Genomic DNA, 24,734 nt, shown 5'->3' with positions numbered 1-24,734 from the left:
GAACGCTCCGAACCTAATTTTTAGACCCCCCTTATAAAATATCTCAAACATAAATCAATAATGACTGCAACACTTCAACGCAAACTCAGCGACTCCAAAGCAGCTCGCTGGACCGCTCTGGTCATCGTCAGTCTGACCATGATGGCTGGCTATTTCTTCACCGACGTGATGTCGCCCCTCGAACCACTCCTCACCGCCGCCGCAGAACCCGGCAGCCTCGGACTCGGATGGAGCAGTGACGAATATGGCTTCTTCTCCGGAGCCTACGGCTACTTCAACGTCTTCCTTCTCCTCCTCTTCTTCGGAGGCATCATCCTCGACAAATTCGGCATCCGCTTCACCGGCATCATGTCCACCATGCTCATGTTCGGCGGAGCACTCATCAAATACTGGGCTGTCAGCCACCAGTTTGAAGGCAGCATCACCCTGCCCCTCGGCATCGGCACCTACCAAACACAGGTGCTTTGGGCAGTCCTCGGCTTTGCCATCTATGGCGTCGGCTGCGAAATTGCCGGCATCACTGTCAGCAAAGTCATTGTCAAATGGTTCACGGGACACGAACTCGCCCTCGCCATGGGACTTCAGGTCGCTTTGGCACGTATCGGAACGGCGGCTGCGCTGGCAGTGGCACTTCCCTTCGCCAAGATGTGCGGCGGCGTTCACTGCTCCGTCGGCCTCGGCGCTTGCCTGCTCGGCGCCGGATTGATTTCCTACCTCGTCTATTGCGTCATGGACCGCAAGGAAGACGCTTCCGCCGCTGCTGCCAACGCCAAACCGGAAGAGGGATTCAAATTTGCCGACCTCAAACTCTTGCTCTGCAACCGCGGCTTCTGGTTTGTCGCCGTGCTCTGCCTCATGTTCTACGCCGGCGTCTTCCCCTTCCTGAAGTTTGCCACGAAATTCATGATTTTCAAATATGGCGTAGATGAAGGTGTCGCCGGACTCATTCCCGCCATGCTCCCCTTCGGCACCATCTTCCTCACCCCTTTCTTTGGTCACATCTATGACAAATATGGAAAGGGCGCCACGCTCATGCTCATCGGCAGTGCCCTGCTCACCCTCGTGCACATGGTCTTCGCCCTCCCGTTCAACTCTTGGGTGATTGCCATCGCCGTGATGATTGTCCTCGGCATCGCCTTTGGTCTTGTGCCCTCTGCCATGTGGCCCTCCGTGCCCAAAATCATTCCGATGAAACTCCTCGGCACAGCCTACGCTCTCATTTTCTACATCCAAAACATCGGACTCGCACTCGTCCCCGTCTGGATTGGAAAAGTGAACCAAGCCAACACCGCTGCCGACGGCACCATCGACTACACGCAAACCATGACCATCTTCGCCGGCTTCGGAGTTGTCGCCATCATCATCTCCCTGCTCCTCCTCTTGGAAGACAAACTGAAAGGCTATGGTCTGCAAGAACCTAACATCAAAAAGTGACGAAAAAAGTGACAATGAAAAAATATCTCTTCCTGCCACTCCTCCTCCTCGCTGCCTCTGCCCACGCTGAAAACAACGGCAACGAGAACACCACGGACAACGACTCCGAAACAACCGGCATCACCATCCTCGCACCCCGCGACTCCGCATCTTCCCAAACGCCCAAAATCCTTCGAGACATGAAACCGACCATGAAGTTCGGAGGCTACATCATCGGAAAGTTCAACTGGCGCGACGAAGACCACACGGAAGAAAACGGCGGCTTCGACCTCCGCTTCCTCCGCCTCTATGTCGATGGAAAAGTCTATCAAGACTTCTACTATAAATTCCAACTCGAAGTCAACGGAGCACCCGGTGAGGACAAAGGACCGCGCATTGTCGATGCCTTCGTCGAATGGCAAAAGTTTGACTGCTTCCGCGTCAAAATGGGACAGTTCAAACGCTCCTTCGGCTTCGAAAACCCCTACTCCCCTCTGAACGTCGGACTCGGCTCCTACTCGCAGGCAACCATGAAACTCGCCTCCATCGGTGACCGCAACGGCGAACACAAAAGCTCAGGACGTGACCTCGGACTCCAAGTGCAGGGTGACCTCTTCCCCGCAGAAGACGGACACAAATGGTTGCACTATCAGATTGGCGTCTTCAACGGTCAAGGAATCAACCACACCGACAAAGACAAACAAAAGGACCTCATCGGCGGACTCTGGATTTCTCCCATCAAAAACCTCTGCATCGGCGGCTTCGGCTGGAACGGAACCTACGTCAATGAGAAATACAATGCCAACGCTCCGGGCAACACGCAGAAAAAAGTGAAACGCGTCCGCTGGGGAGCCGGTGTGAAATATGAAAGTGACTGGTCCGTGCGAGGAGAATACATGAGCAGTGTCGGCGGCGTCACCACGGACGTGACTCAGCCCCGCCGTTCCGATGCGTGGTATGCCACACTCGGCGCACCCGTCATGAAGAACCTCAAAATCTATGGACGCTACGACTGCTACCGCGCCGCCAAAACTTGGAACAGTCTCAAAACGGACTATGGACTCGCTGCCAACTACTATCTCGGAAAGAATCTCATCTTCCAACTGAACTACACGTTCACCGACGACCGCAGCCGCCAAAACACCGCCAAAGACAGATTCTACAACACGCTTGACTTCCAAGTCACCGCCCGCTTCTGACCACACAGAAAATCGCGGTTGGCTTCAGACCACACAGAAAGGGGTTACACATTCTGAGCCTAAACCTCTGAAAACAAACCCCTTCAACTAAATCAAAAGCAAACGCTTCGTTTTGGGAATTCTCAAAACGAAGCGTTCTCTTTTTACTCACTCATTTCACATGAAATGGGATGCGTCAGACGAGGCTGCGCTCAAGCGTCAGTCAATGCTGATTTGACGCTGAATCTGTTTGACTTCATCCTTGCTGACTTTCGGCATGGTGATGGTCAGTACGCCGTTGTCCACCTTGGCAGCGATGTGGTCTTTGACGATGTCATCGGGCAAGACATAGGTCTGCTGATAGTTGGAATAACTGAACTCGCGGCGCAGGAAGTGCTCCTTCTTGTTCTCCTCTTTGTGTTCCAACTTGTTCTCGATGGCGACTTCAAGATTACCGTCGGCATTGATGTTCACGCGGCAAAATTCTTTTTTGATGCCGGGCACTGCCAACTCCATGGTGTAGGCGTTTGCGTCTTCCTTGACATTGACGGCAGGAGCGGTGGCTTTCATCTTGGGCATCCAGTCATTGTTGAAGAAATCGTCAAACATGGTGGGAAACCAACTGTTAGAATTCATAACCTGTAACATAATAACCTCCTATTTTTTAATGGATTGAAATTTTGTGTTGAATTGTTTCTTGAACTCTCGCCTTGGAGTCTTTCTCAACTCTTTGGACTTTGAGCTTCGCCCTTCTAAGTGCAATCCGCGTGCCAAAACAAACGGTGCTGACAACCTGACGGGAAAGTATAAATCTTTTAAAGTTTTATGTCACTTTGCCGCCTCTTCTGCCGAATTGACACCGAAACGGTAAGTAAGAAACTCTATGGGAAAAGTGACGGTGACACCAATTTGACGCCTCCGTGACGCCGGCGTCAAACCTCTCTGCCCCCACCGTCAAAACACCGTCCAATGAGCGTGAAGTGAAAGAGCCGTGGCTGTGGGAGCAAAAAACAAAGGAAATGTTTTCGGAATCGCGCAGAGTGGACTAATTTTGCAAGCGGGTCTTGCTTAGACTCACTTTCAGCAAGCGCGAACTCATTGTTTTATATGATAGCGCGCACACGTCTTTTACTTATTAGTGCGCCACACATTATATATATTAGCGCATCACACCTTATATATATTAGTGCGCCCCACCCTTAATCTAATCACACACCTTGATGAATCCAAATCCCAACGAAACGAAGACGGTCACCAATGACCGAGACATGAAATACCTGAAACTGCTGGCAGGAAATTTTCCCACCATCTCCAGCGTGACCACGGAAATCATCAATCTGCAAGCCATCCTCCATCTCCCCAAACCAACCGAGCACTTCCTCGCTGACCTCCACGGAGAACACGAGGCGTTTGAACACGTCCTGAGAAATGCTTCGGGAAACATTAAACGAAAAGTGAGAGAACTCTTCGGCAACACCCTGCGCGAAGCGGAAATCTGTGAACTCTGCACGCTCATCTACTATCCGCGGCAGAAACTGGAACTGATGCAACCGGAAGAGGCTGACCGAGAGGACTTCTTCCAAACCACGCTGAACAGACTCGTGGCTGTATGCCGCTCCGTGTCTTCCAAATACACACGCTCAAAAGTGCGCAAAAGCCTCCCCGAGGAGTTTTCCTATATCATCGAAGAACTCCTTCACGAAAGTTCTGACGACCACAACAAACAGGCTTATGTCGGCGTGATTATTCGCACCATCATCGAAACGGGACGCGCCGAAGGTTTCGTCATCGCACTCTGCAAACTGATTCAACGACTTTCCATCGACTGCCTGCACATCCTCGGTGACATCTACGACCGCGGCACCGGTGCGCACCTCATCATGGACCGCCTCAGCCGCTACCACCACTGGGACATTCAGTGGGGAAACCACGACATTCTTTGGATGGGAGCGGCAGCCGGAAACCCTGCCTGCGTGGCGGCGGTGTTGCGTCTCTCGCTGCGCTATGCCAACACCCGAGCCTTGGAGGAAGGCTACGGCATCAATCTCCTTCCGCTCGCCACCTTTGCCATGGAAACCTACGGCAAAGACGAGTGCAAAGCGTTCCAACCGAAACAACTCGGCGAGGAAGACGCTCTGGAGGAAAAAACCTGCCGCATGATGGCACAGATGCACAAAGCCATCGCGATCATACAGTTCAAACTCGAGGGAGCACTCTACGACAAACACCCGGAATGGGAAATGACGGACAGAAACATGCCGGCGCGAATCAGTGCGGACCACACAAAAGTGGAGGTGGAAGGAAAGGAATATGCAATGAACGACACCTTCTGGCCCACGCTTGACAGCCACGCTCCAAACGCGCTGACACCGGAAGAGGAAGAACTCATCAAACGACTGACCCACTCCTTCCGCTCCAGCGAACGACTCCAAGCCCACGTCAGACAACTCCTGGACCACGGTGGAATGTATGGCGTTTGCAACTCCAACCTGCTCTACCACGCCTCCGTCCCGATGGACGAAAACGGCGAGTTCCTCGCTGTGGAAATCGAAGGCGAAAAAGTGGCAGGAAAAGAACTGTTGGACCGCACGGAACTTTTGGTGCGCACCGCCTACGACGAAAAGGCGGAACCAAAATTCCGAGAAAACGCCAGAGACTTCTTTTGGTATCTTTGGTGCGGACCACACTCTCCGCTCTTCGACAAACGCAAAATGGCAACCTTCGAACGCTACTTCCTCGCAGAAAAGGAAACACACACGGAGGAGAAAGGAGCATACTATCGCCTGCGCTCCGAAGCCAAGGTGTGTGACTACATCATGGATGCCTTCGGAGTGAAAGGACCTCACCGTCACATCATCAACGGGCACGTCCCCGTCAGAGCGACACGCGGAGAAAGTCCCATCAAAGCCGAAGGACGCATGATGGTCATCGACGGAGGCTTCGCCAAAGCCTATCACGACACCACGGGCATCGCGGGCTACACGCTGGTCTATCACAGCCGAGGCTTCCAACTCGTGCAACACGAACCCTTCACCTCCACCGAGGAAGCCATCGCTCACGGAACGGACATCCGCTCCACCACACAAATCGTGGAAATGATGGGACGACGCGCCATGGTGGCTGACACCGACAAAGGAGCGGAACTCCGAGAACAAGTGGCTGACCTCGAAAGACTCCTCGCTGCCTATCGACGAGGACTCATCAAAAACTAATAACCAACACTTCAAACAGAATACCACAAACAAACACAGACGCTCTCCCCGCCACCGCTTATATATATGGTAAATCTAATAAAGGGTTTCATGATAATACCAATTAGAGCGCATTTGCGGAGAGAAAAATAAGACATACATCCACTTTCTCATGAAATCACTCACCGAACTTTTTCGCATCGGACAAGGACCTTCCTCCAGCCACACGATGGGACCACGCAAAGCCGCCGAAATCTATCTGCAACGACACAGCCAAGAAAACGGACGCTTCCGCGTCACACTCTACAGCAGTCTCGCCGCCACAGGAAAAGGTCACCTCACGGACTTCGCCATCGCCCAAGTGCTCGGCGAAGAAAAAACTGACTTCGTTTGGAAACCGGAGACGGTGCTCCCCTACCACCCCAACGGCATGAAATTTGAGTTCTGCCCCGGTGCCACCGAACCCGTCACGAACGAGGTGGAGGGAAAAGACGCCTGGACCGTCTATAGCGTTGGAGGAGGAGCCCTGGCAGAGGAGGGGGACACGATTCTGCAAACTCCCGACGTCTATGACTTGGACCACCTCAGCGACATCCAAGCCTGGTGTCGCGCAGAGGGAAAGTCCTACTGGGAATATGTCGAAGCAAGAGAGTCCTCCGCCATTTGGGACTACCTCAACACGGTCTGGGAAACCATGTGCGCTGCCGTCGAAAGAGGCATCGCCCACGAAGGCGTGTTGCCGGGCGTGCTGAGACTGAGAAGAAAAGCACCGGACTACTACATCCGAGCCATGGGCTACGGCGACAATCTCCGAAGCCGCGGCCTCGTCTTTTCCTACGCCCTCGCCGTCAGCGAGGAGAACGCCTCCGGTGGAGTGATTGTCACAGCGCCCACCTGCGGAGCATCAGGCGTCGTCCCGGCTGTGCTCTATCACATCCAAAAATCTCGCCGCTTCCCCATTCCGCGAATCCTCCACGCCCTCGCCACTGCCGGACTCATCGGAAACATCGCCAAGAGCAGAGCCAGCATCTCCGGCGCAGAAGCCGGATGTCAGGCTGAGGTCGGAGTGGCGTGTGCCATGGCTGCCGCTGCTGCGAACTACATCTTCGGCGGCTCACTCGCCACGATTGAATATGCAGCAGAAATGGGATTGGAACACCACCTCGGCATGACCTGCGACCCCATCTGCGGACTCGTTCAAATTCCCTGCATCGAAAGAAACGCCCACGCAGCCGCACGCGCCCTCGACGCCAACGTCTATGCCACCTTCGCCGACGGCGTGCACCGCATCTCCTACGACAAAACGGTGGAGGTGATGAAACAAACCGGACACGACCTCCCCTCTCTCTACAGAGAAACCAGCGAAGGAGGACTCGCCAAAAACTGGAAATAACGCAACAAGACGTGGCGAAAATGCAACTTCGCCACGCTACAACCGCGCAGCGCAAAATCATTGTTGCCCATAAACTCCTTGACACGAAAAGTTCATGAAACATTTCGCAAGCATTCATGAACCATTCGTGTTCCCCCAAAAAGCAAAAGCCAATGCTAACCGATATCTTTCTGCCTGCCAGCGCAGCCGCGCATCCGGACTTCGCGGAATCCGCAAAAAGCAACGTGGTGAAAAACGTTTTCCTCGTTTCACCCGACAACACCTCAACAGTCAGCCTTCCCTCCAACGAGAAAATGAAACTTCTGGAGGCAAGCGAAGTGCTCACCGGCACAAAATTCCTGCGTGCCGTGGCGGCAGCAGCAGAGTCACCCTATCTTTTCCTCTCGCTCAGCACCCACGAAATCATCCCTTCCCACCGATGCTGGGAAAGAATGCTGCAAACAGCGGAAGCCACCGGAGCAGAAATGGTCTATTGCGACCGAAACGACAGTCACGGAGCTCACCCGTGCATTGACTACACCGCGGGAGCTCTGCGCGATGACTTTGACTTCGGAAGTCTCGTGCTCATTCGAACGGAGTCGCTCAGAGAGTTTCTGCACTCCACTCCCACCCCGCGCTTCCGCTACGCCGGATGGTATGCCCTCCGCCTCTTCCTCTCCCGCAAAGGCATCATCTTCCACCTGCCGGAAATCCTCTACACCGAAATCGAGACCGACCACCGAGCATCGGGCGAAAAACAGTTTGACTACGTGAACCCCGCCGCGCGTGCCGTGCAACTTGAAATGGAGCGTGCCTGCACCGAACACTTGAAACAAATTGATGCCTATCTCGCCCCGCAAGACTGGGAAGACCTTCCGCCCGACAACGAGGAGGACTATCCCGTGGAGGTTTCTGTCATCATTCCCGTCAGAAACCGTGTGCGAACGATTCAAGACGCCGTGGAAAGTGCGCTTTCGCAACAAGCAGACTTTGACTTCAACGTCATCGTGGTGGACAACCACTCCAACGATGGCACGACGGAGGCTCTGGCAGAAATGAAACAACGTCCCGACATCGGCGACCGTCTCGTGGTCATCCGACCTGAAAGAACAGATTTGGGCATCGGAGGATGCTGGGACGTGGCAATTCGTTCGGAACACTGCGGAAAATATGCCGTGCAACTTGACTCCGATGACCTCTACTCCGCACCGGACGTGTTGGAGCGCATCCGCAACGCCTTCTCCGGCACAGCACCGGCAGCGATGGTGATTGGAAGCTATCGCATGGTGGACTTCCATCTTCAGACTCTTCCGCCCGGACTCATCGACCACAAAGAATGGACTGCCGAAAACGGACGCAACAACGCACTCCGCATCAACGGGTTGGGAGCACCACGAGCCTTCCGCACCCACATCCTGCGCCGCATTGGTTTCCCCAACACAAGCTACGGAGAAGACTATGCACTCGGACTGACCATCTCCCGCACCTGGCACATCCACCGCATCTACGACGAACTCTATCTCTGCCGCAGATGGGAAGGGAACTCTGACGCAGCGCTCGACATCACCCGTATCAACAAGAACAACCTCTACAAGGACCGACTGCGCGAGATGGAACTGAACGCTCGCAAACAACTCATCCGACTCAGAAAACATGAAGCCGACGAGGTGGAGGTGAAAACGTTCTTTCAGAAACAGCTCGAACGCTGGGAAGAAGTGAAAGTGCGCTTCGAAGAAGTGGAGAAGCAAATGAAAACCAGAACACTACCCCTGGAGGAGTGCGAACTGGCAGTGCAGTGCAATCCGCGCAGAATCAAAAGCACGGGAGCACAAATCGACAAACGCACCATCAAAAACCGTCCCTGCTTCCTTTGCGAAGAGAACCGACCTGCCGAGCAGTATAACCTGCCCGCCTACGGCACACTTCGCATTCTCGTAAATCCCTACCCCATCCTTCCACACCACCTGACGATTCCCACTCGCGCTCATCAGCCACAGACCTACAGTCTCTTCGCAGAAAAGACACCGCTCCTGGCGAAACAGATGCCTTCATTCCTTTTCTTCTACAACGGTGCGCGCTGCGGTGCGTCGGCACCCGACCATGCTCACCTGCAAGCCGGAGCAAGAGGGTTTGTGCCCATTGAAAGAGACTGGAAACAATATGATAATCAGCTTGAACAAATCTATCCTTTCTCTCCGCAGGAAAAAAACGAAATGGCGGAAAAAGGTTGTTCGCCGCAGACTGACGGCATTTTCCGTCTGCAGGGTTACGCCTGCCCCGCCTTTGTGGTCAAGGGAAGCGTGAAAGCGAACATCTTGCTGACGCTGAAAGTCATTGAGGCTTTGGAGCGCGGCGACCGAGAAGAACCGGACTTCAACCTGCTTTGCTGGAGCAACATGGAGGAGAACGCAAACGCCGATTCCGTCACCACCGTCATCTTCCCCCGCCGAGCCCACCGCCCGGCGTGCTACACGGCAGAAGGGAAACAGCATCTACTCATCAGTCCGGGAGCACTGGACATGGGAGGACTGCTCGTGGCACCCCGATTGGAGGACTTTGAGAAAATCACGCCTGCCAAAGCACAAGCCATCCTGCGAGAGGTTGCCATCACACCCGGCGACGCAAACAAAATTGCTAAACGCCTCCACTCTGCCCCGAACAACGAAAACGCCACAGAACGTGCTGTCAAACTGCCGGAAGCAGACTCCGAAGTGGCGGTCGGAATCATGAAGGCTGAAACACTGGAGTTCAGTCTCAACGGTCTCTACTCCGCAAAAGGACAAAAGGTCTCGGGCTTACAGAAAGTCTGCGTCAAAGAAGGAGGAGTGGAATGGAACGGCAACCTCTACTCCGAACTTTGTTTCACCCCCTCTACCTGCACGGACTTCTTCACACTGAACGAGGTTCCCATCGGCATCGGATTTCACTGGCAGCGAAACTGCCGCCAGTCCTTCCACGGCGCACTGAAACTCATCATCGAGGACGGAAGACTTCTGGCTGTCAACATCATCGCCATCGAGGACTATCTCGTCAGCGTGATTTCCTCAGAAATGAAAGCCACCTCCTCGCCGCAACTGCTGAGAGCACACGCCGTGATTTCCAGAAGTTGGGTCTATAACCAAATCATCCGACGCCACAACGCACCGCGCCACACAAACTCTTTCAGTTTCGTGCGCCACCAGGACTCCATTGTGAAATGGTACAACGGCAATGACCACGTGCTCTTTGATGTGTGCGCCGATGACCACTGCCAGCGCTACCAAGGCATCGGACAAGCTGTCCTCCCGCAAGTGGCGGAGGCGGTGCAAGCCACGCGAGGACAGATTCTGACCTTCGAAGGAGCACTCTGCGACACGCGCTTCTCCAAGTGCTGCGGTGGAGTGAGCGAAAGTTACGACACCTGCTGGGAAGAACAAACCTTCCCCTATCTCTCTCCCGTGAGAGACGACCAAACGCACACCGACCTCCCCGACCTGACCAACGAGGAGGAAGCGGAAAAATGGATTCGCTCCGCACCGCCCTCCTTCTGTCACACCACGGACCAAGAACTGCTCCAGGAGGTTTTGAATGACTATGACTGCGAAACGACGGACTTCTACCGCTGGACCGTCAACTTCACCCCGGAAGAGGTGCACGCCTGGATTCTTGAGAAATCCGGCGAGGAACTGGGGCGCATCACGGATTTGATTCCTGTAAAGCGTGGTGCCGGCGGCAGACTCTCTCTGCTGAAAATCGTGGGAAGCGAACGCACACTCACCGTGGGCAAAGAACTGGAAATTCGCCGCCTGCTGAGTCCGACTCATCTCTACAGTTCCGCCTTTGTCGTAGATAAAGAATATGAGAACGGAGAATTGAAATGCTTTAAACTCACCGGAGCGGGCTGGGGACACGGCGTCGGGCTTTGCCAAATCGGTGCTGCCGTCATGGCAAAGCAGGGCTATGACTACGCACAAATTCTCTCACACTACTATCCCGGAAGTCAACTCACCACACTTCAAGAATAAAGTCTCATGAAACCATTTTCATCATACAGTCGCCAAAAGAAAACTTGGCTCAGCATCCTCTGCGCACTGTTGCTGTTTGTCTCCGTTTTCGCCTACACTCTTTTCTCCTCCTTCCGCTCTTCCGATGCTCCGGCGAGCATTTATGTCCGTGAAGGAGACACCGCAGCTTCCGTGATGGAGCAACTTGAACCGCTGGCAGGGAACTCGCTGAAAATGCAAGGCGTCAAACTGCTTGCTTTCCTTACGAACTATTCCTCACACATTCACCCCGGTAAATTCCAAGTCGGCAAGGGAGCCTCGGCTTTCACCATCGTGAGAAGACTGAGGGGCAACCACAAGGAAACAGTGAAACTGGTGGTCGTGCCTTGCATCCGAAAGGTGGAAGATCTTGCAGGACGCCTCTCCACCTGCCTCGCTGCCGATTCGCTCCAACTGCTGGAAGCCTTCACCGACACCACGACGTTGAAGGAATGTGGCATGACTCCACAAACTGCCATCGCACTCTTCATTCCCAACACCTATTACTGCTATTGGGACATCACGCCGAATGAAATCTTGTGGAAGATGAAAAAAGCATATCAGAACTTTTGGACAAAGCAAAGGAAAGCAGATGCTGAAGCTCTGGGACTGACCCCCAACGAGGTGATGACACTGGCTTCCATCGTCGAACAAGAAACCGCCTACGAACCGGAACGAAACGCCGTGGCAGGAATGTATCTCAACCGACTGCGCCAAGGAATGAAACTGCAAGCAGACCCAACGGTGAAATATGCACTGAATGACTTCTCGATTAAACGCATCATGCACCACCACCTGACTGTCGAAAGCCCCTACAACACCTATCGTGTCGAGGGACTCCCGCCCGGACCGATTTGCATTCCCTCGGAATCTTCGGTGGAAGCAGTGCTCCATCCGGCAGAACACTCCTATATATATATGTGTGCCAGTCCGGACTTTTCGGGAAAACATTGTTTCGCCACGACCTACGAAGAGCACATGGAAAATGCTCGAAAATATGCGGAGGCTTTGGACCAAAGAAACATCAAATGACACAAGCGGACTCCCCGCTCCCCACATTCACGTTCATGAAACAGAAAATTGATTTGACTTCTTCCCACGGACCATTCAAGAGTCTTTGGATGGCGTGGAAAACTTTTTCGCTGAACTTTTCCGGCTATTTGCGCGCCGTTCTCCCCGCACTGCTTTTGTTCTCGCTTTCCTTGAGCGGACTGATGGAAGCACTGACGGACTATGTTTCCAACAGCGTGCAGCCCTATCTCCTTCTCCGCACGACCGGAGAAGAAGAGTTTCCGTGGCACTTGCTCTTGCTTCCTTCGGACCACAGTCTCATCGTGGGAGCAGTCAGTCTGGTCTTTCTCCTCTTCGCGGACGCCTGGTTGCAAGCCCAACTCTGCGAAACAATTCGACTGACGGCAAAGAAAGGATTCTTTCCGCACATTCCACAGAAACTCATCTGGAAAAAGAGCCTGAAAAGAACATGGATTCATCTTCCTTACACGTTCTTGCGCCTCTTGCTTTGGTTGGGATTCACGGCTGCCGCCGGATGGCTGCTCGTGAAGAGTCAGAGCATCTATCTGCTGCCGCTGCTGCTTCTGCTGCTTTTCTTGCTTGTCGTCACCCACACCGCGCAGGTGGTTCGACGCCTGCAGCAGGTCTCCTTCTTGAAAAGCATTGGACGAAGTTTCCGTGCTCCGGCACACGCTTCTTTCCTCATTTTCTTCCTTTGGTTCCTGATGCTTCTTCCCGCGGCAGCCATTGTACTCATCCCCGCCGTAACCTATTTTGGCGGCAGCTTGGCAGAGATTCAAAGTGCCATGATGTTTGACGTGGCACCGGTTCACGGCATCACGCCTTGGGCGTATTTCCTCTTCAACACCGTTGGCATTGCCGTGCTCACGCTCCTCTCGTCTCTCTTCGTTTGGTCACTCGCCTTCCGCATCGGAATCCCTAAAGACTAAAGGACTGTTCTATAAATTATTTTTGCTGTACGGTAAACACACTTTATGGTTTGACTCCGTTGATGTTTACGCAGAAAAAGCCCCTTCTACAATATTCCAACGCTGTCATGACGGTGCGGTGACGGTATCACGGAGATGTCACGGAGGTGTCACGGAGGTGTTTAGACAAAACTACAAAAGACATTTACCGGACATCATTGACTTCAAATTTTTTTTAGCGGACAGCAAAAATAAATTATGGAATAAGGAACGTTCCACTCTTTTGCTTTCTTCCCCGTCTCTACCCTCACTCCTTCTTTTTCGCTTCTTGAAAACGGAGAAGAAGGAGTTCGTAGAGTTGTCTGTGTTTGCGATTGATAACTTCCAAAATCACACCGCCAATGAAAAGCAGTATGGCAAGCAACAGAACGAAGCCACACACGATGAGGGTCGGAAAACGAGGAACAAGACCCGTGGCGAAATACTCACACAACACAGGATACAATGCAGTCAAGGCAGCCACCGACAGCAACAAGGAAAGGGAGGAGAAAAAAGCGTAGGGTCGATAGTCGCGGAACAAACGAATCACCGTACAAATCACCTTGAAACCATCCGTCAAAGTGTTCAGTTTGGAGACACTGCCTTGTGGGCGGTTGCGAAAATCCACAGGAATTTCCGCCAACGAAAAGTTTTTGTCTAAGGCGTGAATGGTCATTTCCGTTTCAATCTCAAACCCCGACGAAGTCACCGGCATGTTCTTCACAAAAAATCTGCTGAAAGCACGATAGCCTGTCATGATGTCTTTCACGTGCGAGTGAAACATGCTGTTGATGAGTTTCCGAACCAGACGGTTTCCAAAATTGTGGAAAGGGCGGTCGTTCTCTTCAAAATATGTGGCAGAGAGGCGGTCTCCCACCACCATGTCTGCCTCCCCTCTCCAGATTGGTTCACAAAGTTTTGGGGCAAAGTCAGCAGGATAGGTGTCATCACCGTCCGTCATGACATAGCACTCCGCCTCCACTTCTCGAAACATTCTTCTCACCACGTGCCCCTTTCCCTGTTTTGTTTCACGCCGCACCACCGCACCATGCGCAGCAGCCACTGCCAAAGTGTGGTCTGTGGAGTTGTTGTCATAGACATAAATTGTCGCCTCCGGCAAAGCGACTTTGAAATCGTCAATCACCTTGCCGATGGTGGTTTCTTCGTTATAACAAGGAATGAGCACAGCAATTTTATCCATGATGAGCAGAAAGGATTTTGAATAGAAAAACAAATGGATGGAAAGATGAAATGATTCTCACCGCACAAAATTAACATTTTCCGAACAACTCACACGCTTCATGTCAGAATTATAGGGAGGTTTTACAGAAAGGAGGAAGGAGGAAGGAGGAAGGAGGAAGGAGGAAGGAGGAATAAGGAGGATAAGGAGGATAAGGAGGATAAGGAGGATAAGGAGGAGTAAGGAGGAGTAAGGAGGAGTAAAGAATAAGGAATAAGGAGCAACCCAAAGAACGAGCATGCGTTTTGCTGGTTTTCGTTTTGGTGGCGCCTTTTGTAAGTCACGTCAGTCACACAACCCGCCATGCTCCCGCCTCCACCCCTAAAAGTGCATCTCTGAGAAAACGACACGCCCTAAAATGTAAAACCACCCTTGAGCAAAGCCTTCAAAAATGGAACGAAGTTGCGAAAAAAGCGCCGGAATGTTTGGAGTTTCGGGAAAAGATTGTACTTTTGCACCGCGTTTGACAACAAACGCCCTGTCTTCCGACAAAACGCCCTGCGGAAATAGCTCAGTTGGTAGAGCACAACCTTGCCAAGGTTGGGGTCGCGAGTTCGAGTCTCGTTTTCCGCTCTTTGCCCAGGTGGCGGAATGGTAGACGCGCTAGTTTCAGGTACTAGTGTCAGCAATGACGTGCAGGTTCGAGTCCTGTTCTGGGCACACAAAAAGGAGAAGGACTCCTTTTTTGTTTTACCCGAAATGGAGAGGTGGCGGAATTGGTAGACGCGCTACTTTGAGGGGGTAGTGTCAATTGCGACGTGGGAGTTCGAGTCTCCTCCTCTTCACTTCAAAGGACTGAAAAGTCCATCATCCACAGACCGGAGCATTAAGAAATCACCTCCTTCAATGCTCCGGTTTTTTGTTTCAAGTTCTCGGAACAGGAAAAAAATTATGTCTCTCAAAAAAATGCCTGCTCCACAGTAAATGATTGAAAAATGAACATTTACGTACGTTATTTTGACATCGACGCGCTCGTCAAAGACGCTGACGAGCTGATTCAATTCCTTTCTTCCATCCCTGACATTCCCATCAACGATGCGCTCGCCAAGGACATTCGAGACTACGTCAACAGCGACATGCCCTATCCTAAGCGCTACAAAATCCGCCCACGCATCTATTTCATCCTCATCAAAACGACGGCGGAAACCATCGAGGAGTTCAAAACCAACAAAAAAGAAGCCGTCACCCCCGGCGATGAGAGATACAATCCCGAAACGCCTCTCGGAAGAAAAGAAATCAAACTTGCGCTCCTCGCCGAAGAAAAGGAAGGCTGGTATTTCTGCAAAATGACCTTCAAAAGAGTCATTCCAAGCATGCAAACCGGAAAGTTTCGCTACACTGACACCGAATTCGTCGCTTTCGTCAAAGCAAAAAGCGGCATGGAATCCTATCAGCGCATCATCAACCACTTGAAGTCAAGACAAGAAATTGACGCGAGAAGTCAGTTCCCCTCTGCAAAAGGACACAACTTCACCTTTGACTTTCAAGGACAGGAACTTCCCGTTCAAGTGCAATGAACCTCTCGCAGACGCCTCTTTCACAAAACAAACCGCGCTGGGACTCTTCCGTTTCAAGTTTCAGTTTCAGTTTTGAGAAGACGCTGCGTCAAGAAAAACAAATCTTTCCTTGCCGGAATCACAAAATGTTGTAACTTTGCACAGCAAAAAGGTTCCGTAGCTCAGTTGGATTAGAGCAACGCCCTTCTAAGGCGTGGGTCTTGGGTTCGAACCCCAACGGAATCACCTTTTTCATTCAAAGGCTGTGTCAGAACGAAGAGTTTGACGCAGCCTTTTTTGTTTCAAAACTGAAAACCACCCTCATCTGACACCTGATTTAATACCTCAAAAGACCATGACGCCCGAAGAAATCCAAAAAACGAAAGAGACTTTCATTGACTATTGTCACAAATACATTCAACGCGAAGGATTGGAGAAACTCCTTGACTATCTTGAGAAGTCGGATTTCTTCACTGCTCCGAGCTCCGCATCCTATCACCTGAACGAAGAAGGCGGGCTTTGTCGCCATTCCATCAACGTCTTCGAAACTGCCATGACGCTCTACGAAAACGTTGTGAAACCAGCCATCGAAAGCGGAAATTCACCCTTCACCGAACCTTTGAAAACGGAAAGCATCGCCATCGCCGCTCTCTTCCACGACCTCTGCAAAACCAGCATGTATCGACGCACGGAGAAATATAAAAAAGATGAGCACGGCAGATGGGTGACCTATCCCGGCTACGAAATTGACGAAAAGCTTCCCTTCGGTCACGGCGAAAAGTCTTGTCTCATCATTTGCTGGATGATGAAACTCTCCGAGGAGGAACTCCTCGCCATCCGCTGGCACATGGGCATGTTTGACATGGCGGAGAACGGCAGCGCACAACGCTACTCCTTCCGCTCCGCCATGGAACGCTCTCCCCTCGTCGCGCTCCTCCAAGCCGCAGACATGCTCACCGCAAACGTGATGGAGAAAACCACGAAACACTGAAGAAATGTCCTATAAACTACGGAACAAGGAGCGTTCAAAAGAAAGTACTTACTCTTGCAACCTTTTTTAGAACACCCCTGAAACCACACAAAAGAATCGGGCATCGCTCTTTGCAGATTGCCCCACCGAAAAGCAGGAACAAAGGAGCCACGCTTCTTCGTTCCTGCTTTAGTAGGTTTTGTCGTTGATTCTCAAGAGACTGAGTGCGACGGACTTTTTCAGTCCTCGTCCTCAACCTCTACCATTTTATATTTCTTCTGTTTTTTCGCACCGGTGGCAATCGCAGACTGATAGAAGATGTCGTCCACGCGGTCAATGGTGAAGCGGCGGAATTTTCCGGCGATGCGAGTGAGTTTCTTGCCGTCTTTGCTCAGCGCTTCTTCGTCCGTAATCCATTTTTCTGCGCGGCGGTCTTCATCAAACTCGCCTGCGGTGGTCTCGGGGTCATAGCGATAGTGGAGACGACGGATTTGAACCGTATAGGCTTCATCTTTCACAGTATAGACAATTTGATAGTAGAAGCGGACGCGGTGGGTCACCCAGTTTGTGCGCTTGAAATAGAGATATTCTTCGATGCTGGCAGCGATGACTCCTTCTGCCGCATCGGATTCTGTGATTCTTGCTTGCGGCAGTTGCTCGGGACCTTCGACGAGTTCTTTCTTGGTGAAATCAAACAATGCCTGATGAATTTCTGCCTTGGTCTTTCCTTTCACAGTGAAAGACTTTTCAAACTGAACGTAACCGTCCACGACGGGAACGGCACCGGCAAGATAGCGCGACAGGTCGTCTCTCCGCTGTGCGCTGACGGTTTGAACACTTGCCAAAAGGCAGAAAGTCAGCAAAAAGAGGATTTTCTTCATAACTATTTAAATGTGTGGATTTTGTTTCCTTTTATTGATTATATGGTTGGTTCTTAGAGAAAGGTTGCATCAGTCAATCACTCCGATGATTTCGTTGACGTCTTTGACGCCGTGACGGTCCAGCCAGTCGTTCATTCCCTCAATCACTTTGATGGTGACAGCGGGATCAATGAAGTTTGCCGTTCCGATTTCGACCGCCGTGGCTCCCACCATGAGGAATTCCAAAGCGTCTTCTGCGTTCATGATGCCTCCGAGACCAATCACGGGAATTTTGACGGCGCGTGCGACTTGGCTGACCATTCGCAGAGCCACGGGTTTCACGCAGGGACCGCTGAGTCCGCCCGTACCGATGCTGAGACGCGAGCGACGGCGTTCGATGTCCACGCTCATGCCCATCAGCGTGTTGATGAGCGAAACGCTGTCTGCACCTTCCGCTTCAACGGCGCGAGCGATGGCAGCGATGTCGGTGACATTGGGCGAGAGTTTGACAATCAGGGTTTTGGAATATGCCTTTCGCACTGCCTTCACGACCGACGCTGCTCCCTCACAGGTTACGCCGAACGCCATGCCGCCCGACTTGACGTTTGGGCAGGAGATGTTGAGTTCGATGGCGGGAATGTGTTCCAGCTCATTGATTCTGGCAGCACAGGCTGCGTAGTCTTCAATCGTACTTCCCGAGACGTTGACGATGACGTGGGAGTCGAAGTCCGTCAGCTGCGGATAGATTTCCGTGCAGAAGTGTTCCACACCCTTGTTTTGGAGTCCCACGCAGTTCAACATGCCGGAGGCGGTCTCCGCCATGCGCGGATAGTCGTTGCCTTCTCGCGGATGCAGGGTGGTTCCTTTCACGATGAAGCCGCCGAGAGCGTTCAAATCGATGAAGTCTGCGAACTCGAGTCCGTAGCCGAAGGTGCCGGAAGCAGTCAGCACGGGGTTCTTCAAGGCGAGGTCGCCAATTTTTACGTTTAACTTAGCCATGACAAATCTTTTGTTTGGAACACGGGACCTTCCTTGCAGACACAGACATTGTGACCATCGGCTGTTTTTTCGACACAACAGAGGCAGGCGCCCAAGCCACACGCCATCAGGTTCTCCAAAGACGCCTCGACATGCGAGATGCCCAACTCGGCACTTAGGCGAGCCATCGCCACCATCATGGGTTTCGGACCGCACATCGCCACGGTGTCAAATTTTTCAGTTTGCAAAACGGAGTGGTTCGTCACGAAACCGCGCTCGCCGAGCGAACCGTCTTCGGTCGTGACGCAAACGCGTCCCCACTTTTCAAACTCGGGGAGTTGCATGAGGTCACGTCCGGAGCGACCGCCCAAAAGAAAGGTGACATGCTTGCCGGACTCGTGAAGACATCTGCCGTAGTGGAGAAGCGGAGCCGTGCCCACGCCGCCGCCGACAAGCAACACGTTCTCACCCACCTCTTCCGGCGAGGAGAAACCGTTGCCCAAGGGATAGACGCAGTTCAAGAGGCTGCCCTCTTCCAGACGCCCCAGCGAACGAGTCCCCTCGCCCACTTCGTGGATGAGAAGCCAGAGGCGATTGTTTTCCACATAGTTCACTGAAATCGGACGACGCAAAAACGTGTGGTCAGCATTCGGAACGAGAATCTCCACGAACTGTCCCGGCAGAATCTCGGGCAGCAAACCTTCCAAAGGACTAAGTTTGAGAAGAACATAACCCGAACCGGGCGTCTCTTTGGCGACGACTCGCAAGTCCTGTACGTATTTTTTCATATTAGATTTTTCAAAAAACAAGGCAGACACCGAGGACTGCCCTTTCAGACACTGCAAATATAGGTCGTAAAAACGGATTATCCGACAAAACGCTTTTAAAACTTCCGTCGGCATGGGTGAACTGTGACGCTTAAGGGATGTGCTATACATAAATGATAGGGAATGCGAAATAACTATGCAAACTATACACAAACCCTACATTTAACCCTGCATCTATCTGATTTCCCGAGCGTTACGAAATGTATAGTTTATGCTCTAAACTATACACAAACTATACACAAACTATACATTGAGACGTTTCAAACCCTACACAAAAACTATACACGAAAGCCTACACCGCAACTATACATTCTCTTTTTTGAACACGAATCAAACAGATGAAACAAATGAATCGGGCGTGACGAACGTGACGTGTGTTACGTGCGTAACGAAAGGACGGGCGAAACGAAAGGACGGGCGTAACGAAAGGACGGGCGTAACGAAAGGACGGGCTGGTGACGGTGTCAACGGGACGTCACCGAGGTGTCACGGGAGCAGAGTTTCATCATTTCATTTAAGAGCGCACCCTTTTTGAAACATTAATGTTCATGAATTTGATTCATTAAAAAGCCATTAATTTGTTTTGGAACACGGAACACGCGAAATGTTCAGAAATTAATGAGACATTTAATGAGACAATTAATGGGCATTAATGGGCATTAATGGGCATTAATGGAAAAACATTTCTTGCTAGGTGCGCTCCTAGTTTTTCTTAGGTGCGCTCCTAGTTTTACTTAGGTGCGCTCCTAGTTTTACTTAGGTGCGCTCCTAATTTTTCCTAGCCTTCCCCTAGTTTTTCTTAGCCTTCCCCTAGTTTTTCCTAGCCTTCCCCTAATTTTTCTTTGCCTTCCTCAAATTTTTATTTCCCTTCCTCAAATTTTTATTTCCCTTCCTCAAATTTTAATTTCCCTTCCTCAAATTTTAATTTCCCTTCCTCAAAATTCACTTAGGTGCGCTCCCAAGTAAAACTGCGCGCCGCTGCTGTGTAGGGTTTGCGCGCCGTTTTGTGTAGGGTTTGTGCGCCGTTTTGTGTAGGGTTTTGAACGCTTCAATGTATAGTTAATGTATAGTTTGTGTATAGTTTAAAGCACAAACTATACATTTCGCAACGCACGGAGAATCAAAGAGATAAAGAGCAGAATGTAGGGTTTGTGTATAGTTTGCAGAGTTTTTTTCTTTCCCCCTTAATTTACGTATATTAGATGCTGCACCACCCACACACCACAGCCGGAGACTGTGATACAGAAAGACAAAACAAAGGTGTGAAATGCGTCGCCGACGGTCAGCGGTCTTTACGCCAAATTTTCTTCTTCCACACCATAAACGAAACGGCGGAGTGGACGAAGAAAAGCGGCATCTGTTTCGGCATCGAAAGCGGCGTCTGTGGACATGAGGCACAACGGAAGCGGAGCATCGCCCTTGCGATAGGGCGGTTGAAGATAGGGAATGGAAAGGAGGTGGAAACCGTTGCGGCGATAGAACTCCACGCGACGGCGCTCCCATTCGCCATCCGCCGGGTCTTCTACCTCCAGCAAAATCGGGAGCGGTGCTACCTGACGGCGCAGCATCTCCAAGACGTGGGAACCGGCAGAACGACCACGCAAGGAGGGAAGGATGGCGAGATGTTCCACATAAGCGTAACGCTCAAAAAGCCAGACGGTGACGAAACCGGCAAAAGTGCCCGCCTCGTCGAGAACGGAAAAAGGCGCAAAGCCGTCACGCGGCTGTTCACAGAGTCTCACCCAAGCCTCGGTGTCACGACGCTCTGCAGGGGGAAAGGCAGACTCCAACAGCGCCACTGCCTGTGGCAGCAAAACAGCAGTCAAAGGAGAAAGATGAAAGGGGGACATGAGAAAGTTTAAAATCAAGGGTGTTCAACGCGAGATGAGGGCGACGGCATAGGCAGAGATGCCTTCCATGCGCCCCGTGAAACCAAGTCGCTCCGTGGTGGTGGCTTTGATGCTCACTTCTTCCGGCTCGACTTCCAAAAGAGGCGCGAGCACTTTCTGCATGGTCGGAATGTGGGGATTCAGTTTCGGTTTCTCGGCACAAACGGTGGCATCCACATTGCCGACGCTCCAGCCTTTTTCCTTGAGCAGTGCGACCGTGCGTTGCAAAAGAATCTTGCTGTCAATGCCGGCAAACTCGCCTGCCGTATCGGGGAAATGATGCCCAATGTCGCGCAATCCGGCGGCACCGAGCAGGGCGTCGCAAATGGCGTGAATCAGGACGTCGGCATCGCTGTGACCGTCCAAACCAAGTTCAAAAGGAATCTCAATGCCGCCAAGGAAAAGCGGACGACCGGGTACGAGGCGGTGCACATCGTAGCCCATGCCTACACGAATCTTTGTCATATTTTGCAATAAATGAGTTTAGGGATGTTCTAAAAAATAGTTGATTTTGATCTTTCTTTTGAACGTTCCTTATCCCCTAATTTATAGAACACCCCTTCAAGCAAAAACTCGCAAACCGCACTCCGAGAAGCACGCTTTGCGAGCCTTATGTTTTCGCGGCGTTCCGCTTTCTCACCTTCTGCGGTTGAAAAGGTCGCGGATGCCGTCCATGTCGAAAGAGAGGGACACGCGAAGAGTCTGGTCAAGGGGGTTGGAAGGTTGCGTGGCGATGACGTAGCCGGCATCGATGGCAAGCACGTTCATGCGGAAGCCCGCTCCGACGGTGGCATATTTTCTGTTGCCCTGCATGACGCTTTCGTGGTGATAGCCCGCACGGAGCGTGAACTTGTCGTTGTAGGTGTATTCCGCACCAATGCTCCACTGAATCTCTTCCAATTCGCCTTTGAAGCCGCGCTCGCTGTCGCCGAAAGAGCTGAAGATACCGGCGATGCCGGACTTGCTGTAGTACTCGCGATCAAGACGTTCCTCATAGTCCACATCGTCTTCGTCAGCACGCTGCAGCGGCATGGAAGGCACGAGGAGTTTGTTGGCGTCGGCGGAGAAGGCAATTCGGTTGTACTCGTTCAGCGGAATCATGTAGCTCAAGCCGAGTCTCAGGTTTGTCGGAATGAAATAGGAGCGGTCGTCGCCGTAACTAATCTTGCTACCGATGTTGCTGATGTTCACACCCCACGAAAGTTGGCACTCGCGGCTTCCCATCATGACGTAGTTGTTGTAGAAGACTGCCAAGTCAGCAGCGAACGCCGAGCCGGGTTCGGTGCTGTCGTCATAGTGCCCCGTGATGTCGGAGTAAATGTAGCGCAAGGCAACGGAGGCAGAGAACTTCTCGCTCAACATTCGCGAGTAGGCAGCATCGACGCTGAACTCGTAAGGCTTGACCGTCATTCCTTCTTCGCCCGCCATGACGTCACCAAGGGTGAAGTAGCGGATGGAAGCGGAGAGCGCCTGATAGTCTCCGAGGCGGACATAGCCGACGGCGTCCAGCAAAGCGATTCCGGTGGTGAGTTTGCGAAGCCAGGGAGTGTAGTTGATGGCGAAGCCGGCACGGGAAATCGTGAAGGGATATTTTGCAGGATTCCAGAACTGAGAATGCACGTCGGGGTCGGTGGCAGCACCGACGTCACCCATACCGCCGGCACGGGCGTCGGGTGCAATGGACTGTGAGACTACAGCAGTCCGCACTGGATTGAACTGGTCGCGCACTTCATCCTCTGCCATGAGGCAAAGGGTGAAGAGAGAGAAGAGCGTGGTGAGAAGTGTTCGTTTCATCTGGAATACTGTGGCGGCGGAGCGTCGTTCTGAGTCGCTGCACGCTGCGTTTCAAATTTCAAAGTTGAAGAGCGGCGAACCGCTTGGAAAAGATAAATATTTTGAGTGGCGGGAACATAGACCCACAAATATTATAACGCGAAAAGAAAAGTTTTAGTGTGGAGGCGCATAAAAAATTTTGTTAGACAATACGGCTCTCCATTTTTACACTCATCTATAAGAATGGCACAAGATATACCGGCAAGAGTATCACATCCTTTTCTTTGCCCAAGTCTTTGGTGTATAAGGCCTTATACAAGAGAAAACGGAAAATCCCCAAATCTTTTTCCAAGAAATGTCGGAAAATCCCCAAATCTTTTTCCAAGAAATGTCGGAAAATCCCCAAATCTTTGCCCTAAGACACTACTGAAGGACATTGTTTTCGTCACTCAACGTCATGCCTCTTCCGTTCCATTTTTTGTTTGTTTCGTCAGTCACACAGTCCGCTATGCTCCTTTCGGTGTTTCAAACAGACATTCCAGCATCGCCAATTCTTCTTCGCTGAGGGCGGGAGCCGAGGCTGCGGGAAGACTCTGACCGAGTTGCTCCGCAGAACTTGCACCGACAATGACGGAAGTGACCCCCTTCTGACTCAGCACCCAACGCAGAGCAAGGGAGGCAGGAGTCTCGCCACGCTCAGCGGCAAGTTGGCAGAAACGAGCCAACTTTTGACACAAGTCGGGCGTCAGTTGTTCCTCGCGAAGCGTCACGTCACGGCGCATTCGAGAGTTTTCGGGAATCCCTTGGTTGTAGCGTCCTGCCAAGAGTCCCTGCGCCAACGGCGAGAAGGAGACGAAGCCACAACCCGCGTCACGCACGGCGGAGAGAATGCCACTCGTGAGCGGCTCGCGGTCCAGAAGATTGATGCGACCCTGATAGCAGAGACAAGGAACGTCGCGTTGGCGGAGAAAGTTCAAAGCATAGCGGGTGGCATCAAGCGGCCAGCGCGAAATGCCCACATAAAGAGCCTTCCCGCTCTTGACGATATCAACCAACGCCTGAAGCGTCTCGTCAAGCGGAGTGGCAGGGTCGAAGCGGTGCGTGTAGAACAAATCGACATAGTCCAAACTCATCCTTTGCAAACTTTGGTTCAGACTCGCCATGAGATGTTTTCGTGACCCCCAGTTGCCGTAGGGACCTTGCCACATGTCGTAGCCCGCCTTCGTGGCAACAAAGAGTTCGTCGCGATAGGGATGCAGTGACTCGCGCATCACCCGTCCGAAGGTCTGCTCCGCAGCGCCGGCGTGAGGACCATAGTTGTTGGCGAGGTCAAAGTGACAAACGCCGTGGTCAAAGGCATAGAGCAAAATCGAGCGGCTGCGTTCGTAGGGCACGGTGTCGCCAAAATTCTTCCAAAGTCCGAGCGAAACGGCTGGCAGGAGGATGCCACTGCGCCCGCAGCGACGATAGAAAGCCTCGCCCCGCTCGTAGCGGTCGTCGGAAGCACGAAAGTTCAGAGGGTCATACATATCTATATAGGGGAATT

18 protein-coding genes and 4 tRNA genes are annotated in these 24,734 nt (G+C 52.1%); 13 read left to right on the top strand and 9 right to left on the bottom strand.

The genetic code is table 11. From position 1 onward, the window contains the following. Window positions 1-60 precede the first annotated feature (60 nt). Both I6E40_RS01465 and I6E40_RS01460 read left to right on the top strand, forming a co-directional pair. Entirely contained in the window at window positions 61-1,434 is a 1,374-nt protein-coding gene (locus I6E40_RS01465; protein ID WP_235385075.1) for an MFS transporter, read from the top strand. A 14-nt stretch (window positions 1,435-1,448) separates the two neighbouring features. Next, window positions 1,449-2,612, top strand: a complete 1,164-nt coding sequence (locus I6E40_RS01460) for a porin (RefSeq protein ID WP_235385074.1) — start codon at window positions 1,449-1,451, stop codon at window positions 2,610-2,612. Between the two features lie 198 nt (window positions 2,613-2,810). Here the strand turns inward: I6E40_RS01460 and I6E40_RS01455 are convergent, their stop codons facing one another. After that, window positions 2,811-3,227, bottom strand: coding sequence for an Hsp20/alpha crystallin family protein (locus tag I6E40_RS01455; protein ID WP_235385073.1), 417 nt, complete (start codon window positions 3,225-3,227; stop codon window positions 2,811-2,813). 584 nt (window positions 3,228-3,811) lie between these two features. Here I6E40_RS01455 and I6E40_RS01450 point away from each other — a divergent pair. The 5 genes from I6E40_RS01450 (at window position 3,812) to I6E40_RS01430 (ending at window position 13,137) form a co-directional block, all read left to right on the top strand. Beyond that, window positions 3,812-5,803 carry a fructose-1,6-bisphosphatase gene (locus tag I6E40_RS01450; protein WP_235385072.1) on the top strand — a complete coding sequence of 664 codons (1,992 nt, stop codon included), beginning with the start codon at window positions 3,812-3,814 and terminating at the stop codon, window positions 5,801-5,803. A 151-nt stretch (window positions 5,804-5,954) separates the two neighbouring features. Further along, a complete protein-coding gene (locus tag I6E40_RS01445) occupies window positions 5,955-7,175 on the top strand; it encodes an L-serine ammonia-lyase, iron-sulfur-dependent, subunit alpha (RefSeq protein ID WP_235385071.1) in 1,221 nt (406 codons plus the stop codon). Window positions 7,176-7,327: 152 nt separating this feature from the next. Then, window positions 7,328-11,158: a DUF4922 domain-containing protein gene (locus I6E40_RS01440; protein WP_235385070.1), complete on the top strand. Its 3,831-nt coding sequence runs from the start codon at window positions 7,328-7,330 to the stop codon at window positions 11,156-11,158. A 6-nt stretch (window positions 11,159-11,164) separates the two neighbouring features. Then, a complete protein-coding gene (gene mltG, locus I6E40_RS01435; RefSeq protein ID WP_235385069.1) occupies window positions 11,165-12,208 on the top strand; it encodes an endolytic transglycosylase MltG in 1,044 nt (347 codons plus the stop codon). Window positions 12,209-12,243: 35 nt separating this feature from the next. Further along, window positions 12,244-13,137, top strand: coding sequence for a hypothetical protein (locus tag I6E40_RS01430; RefSeq protein WP_235385068.1), 894 nt, complete (start codon window positions 12,244-12,246; stop codon window positions 13,135-13,137). A 286-nt stretch (window positions 13,138-13,423) separates the two neighbouring features. Here the strand turns inward: I6E40_RS01430 and I6E40_RS01425 are convergent, their stop codons facing one another. Next, window positions 13,424-14,356 (bottom strand): glycosyltransferase family 2 protein, encoded by a 933-nt coding sequence (locus I6E40_RS01425; protein WP_235385067.1) that lies wholly within the window; start codon window positions 14,354-14,356, stop codon window positions 13,424-13,426. 539 nt (window positions 14,357-14,895) lie between these two features. Between I6E40_RS01425 and I6E40_RS01420 the strand changes: the two genes are divergently transcribed. The 6 genes from I6E40_RS01420 to I6E40_RS01395 all read left to right on the top strand — a co-directional run bounded on the left by I6E40_RS01420 (window position 14,896) and on the right by I6E40_RS01395 (window position 16,882). Further along, window positions 14,896-14,968, top strand: a tRNA-Gly gene (locus tag I6E40_RS01420). Window positions 14,969-14,972: 4 nt separating this feature from the next. Next, a tRNA-Leu gene (locus I6E40_RS01415) sits at window positions 14,973-15,055 on the top strand. A gap of 41 nt (window positions 15,056-15,096) precedes the next feature. Next, window positions 15,097-15,180: transfer RNA gene (locus I6E40_RS01410), tRNA-Leu, on the top strand. Window positions 15,181-15,330: 150 nt separating this feature from the next. Continuing rightward, entirely contained in the window at window positions 15,331-15,912 is a 582-nt protein-coding gene (locus I6E40_RS01405; protein ID WP_235385066.1) for a hypothetical protein, read from the top strand. 150 nt (window positions 15,913-16,062) lie between these two features. Continuing rightward, a tRNA-Arg gene (locus I6E40_RS01400) sits at window positions 16,063-16,137 on the top strand. Window positions 16,138-16,246: 109 nt separating this feature from the next. Continuing rightward, entirely contained in the window at window positions 16,247-16,882 is a 636-nt protein-coding gene (locus I6E40_RS01395; RefSeq protein ID WP_235385065.1) for an HD domain-containing protein, read from the top strand. A 218-nt stretch (window positions 16,883-17,100) separates the two neighbouring features. On the opposite strand, the gene I6E40_RS01390 is transcribed toward I6E40_RS01395, so the two are convergent. The 7 genes from I6E40_RS01390 to I6E40_RS01360 form a co-directional block, all read right to left on the bottom strand. Beyond that, window positions 17,101-17,742 (bottom strand): DUF4468 domain-containing protein, encoded by a 642-nt coding sequence (locus I6E40_RS01390; RefSeq protein WP_235385064.1) that lies wholly within the window; start codon window positions 17,740-17,742, stop codon window positions 17,101-17,103. Window positions 17,743-17,811: 69 nt separating this feature from the next. Then, window positions 17,812-18,720, bottom strand: coding sequence for a dihydroorotate dehydrogenase (locus I6E40_RS01385; protein WP_235385063.1), 909 nt, complete (start codon window positions 18,718-18,720; stop codon window positions 17,812-17,814). After that, entirely contained in the window at window positions 18,708-19,487 is a 780-nt protein-coding gene (locus tag I6E40_RS01380; RefSeq protein ID WP_235385062.1) for a dihydroorotate dehydrogenase electron transfer subunit, read from the bottom strand. The genes I6E40_RS01385 and I6E40_RS01380 overlap by 13 nt, the downstream gene beginning before the upstream one ends. Window positions 19,488-20,818: 1,331 nt before the next feature. Further along, complete coding sequence (locus I6E40_RS01375) at window positions 20,819-21,376, bottom strand: GNAT family N-acetyltransferase (RefSeq protein ID WP_235385061.1); 558 nt, start codon at window positions 21,374-21,376, stop codon at window positions 20,819-20,821. A gap of 24 nt (window positions 21,377-21,400) precedes the next feature. Beyond that, the gene (gene ispF / locus I6E40_RS01370) at window positions 21,401-21,880 is read right to left on the bottom strand and encodes a 2-C-methyl-D-erythritol 2,4-cyclodiphosphate synthase (RefSeq protein ID WP_235385060.1); all 480 of its coding nucleotides are present in this window, start codon (window positions 21,878-21,880) and stop codon (window positions 21,401-21,403) included. Between the two features lie 171 nt (window positions 21,881-22,051). Further along, a complete protein-coding gene (gene porV / locus I6E40_RS01365) occupies window positions 22,052-23,209 on the bottom strand; it encodes a type IX secretion system outer membrane channel protein PorV (protein WP_235385059.1) in 1,158 nt (385 codons plus the stop codon). 485 nt (window positions 23,210-23,694) lie between these two features. Next, window positions 23,695-24,717: an aldo/keto reductase gene (locus I6E40_RS01360; RefSeq protein WP_317207389.1), complete on the bottom strand. Its 1,023-nt coding sequence runs from the start codon at window positions 24,715-24,717 to the stop codon at window positions 23,695-23,697. Between the last annotated feature and the right edge of the window lie 17 nt (window positions 24,718-24,734).

This window comes from Prevotellamassilia timonensis (assembly GCF_021531665.1).
Lineage (GTDB): Bacteria > Bacteroidota > Bacteroidia > Bacteroidales > Bacteroidaceae > Alloprevotella.
The sequence above is the reverse complement of the archived record's forward strand: the minus strand, read 5'-3'. Positions and strand labels throughout refer to the sequence as shown.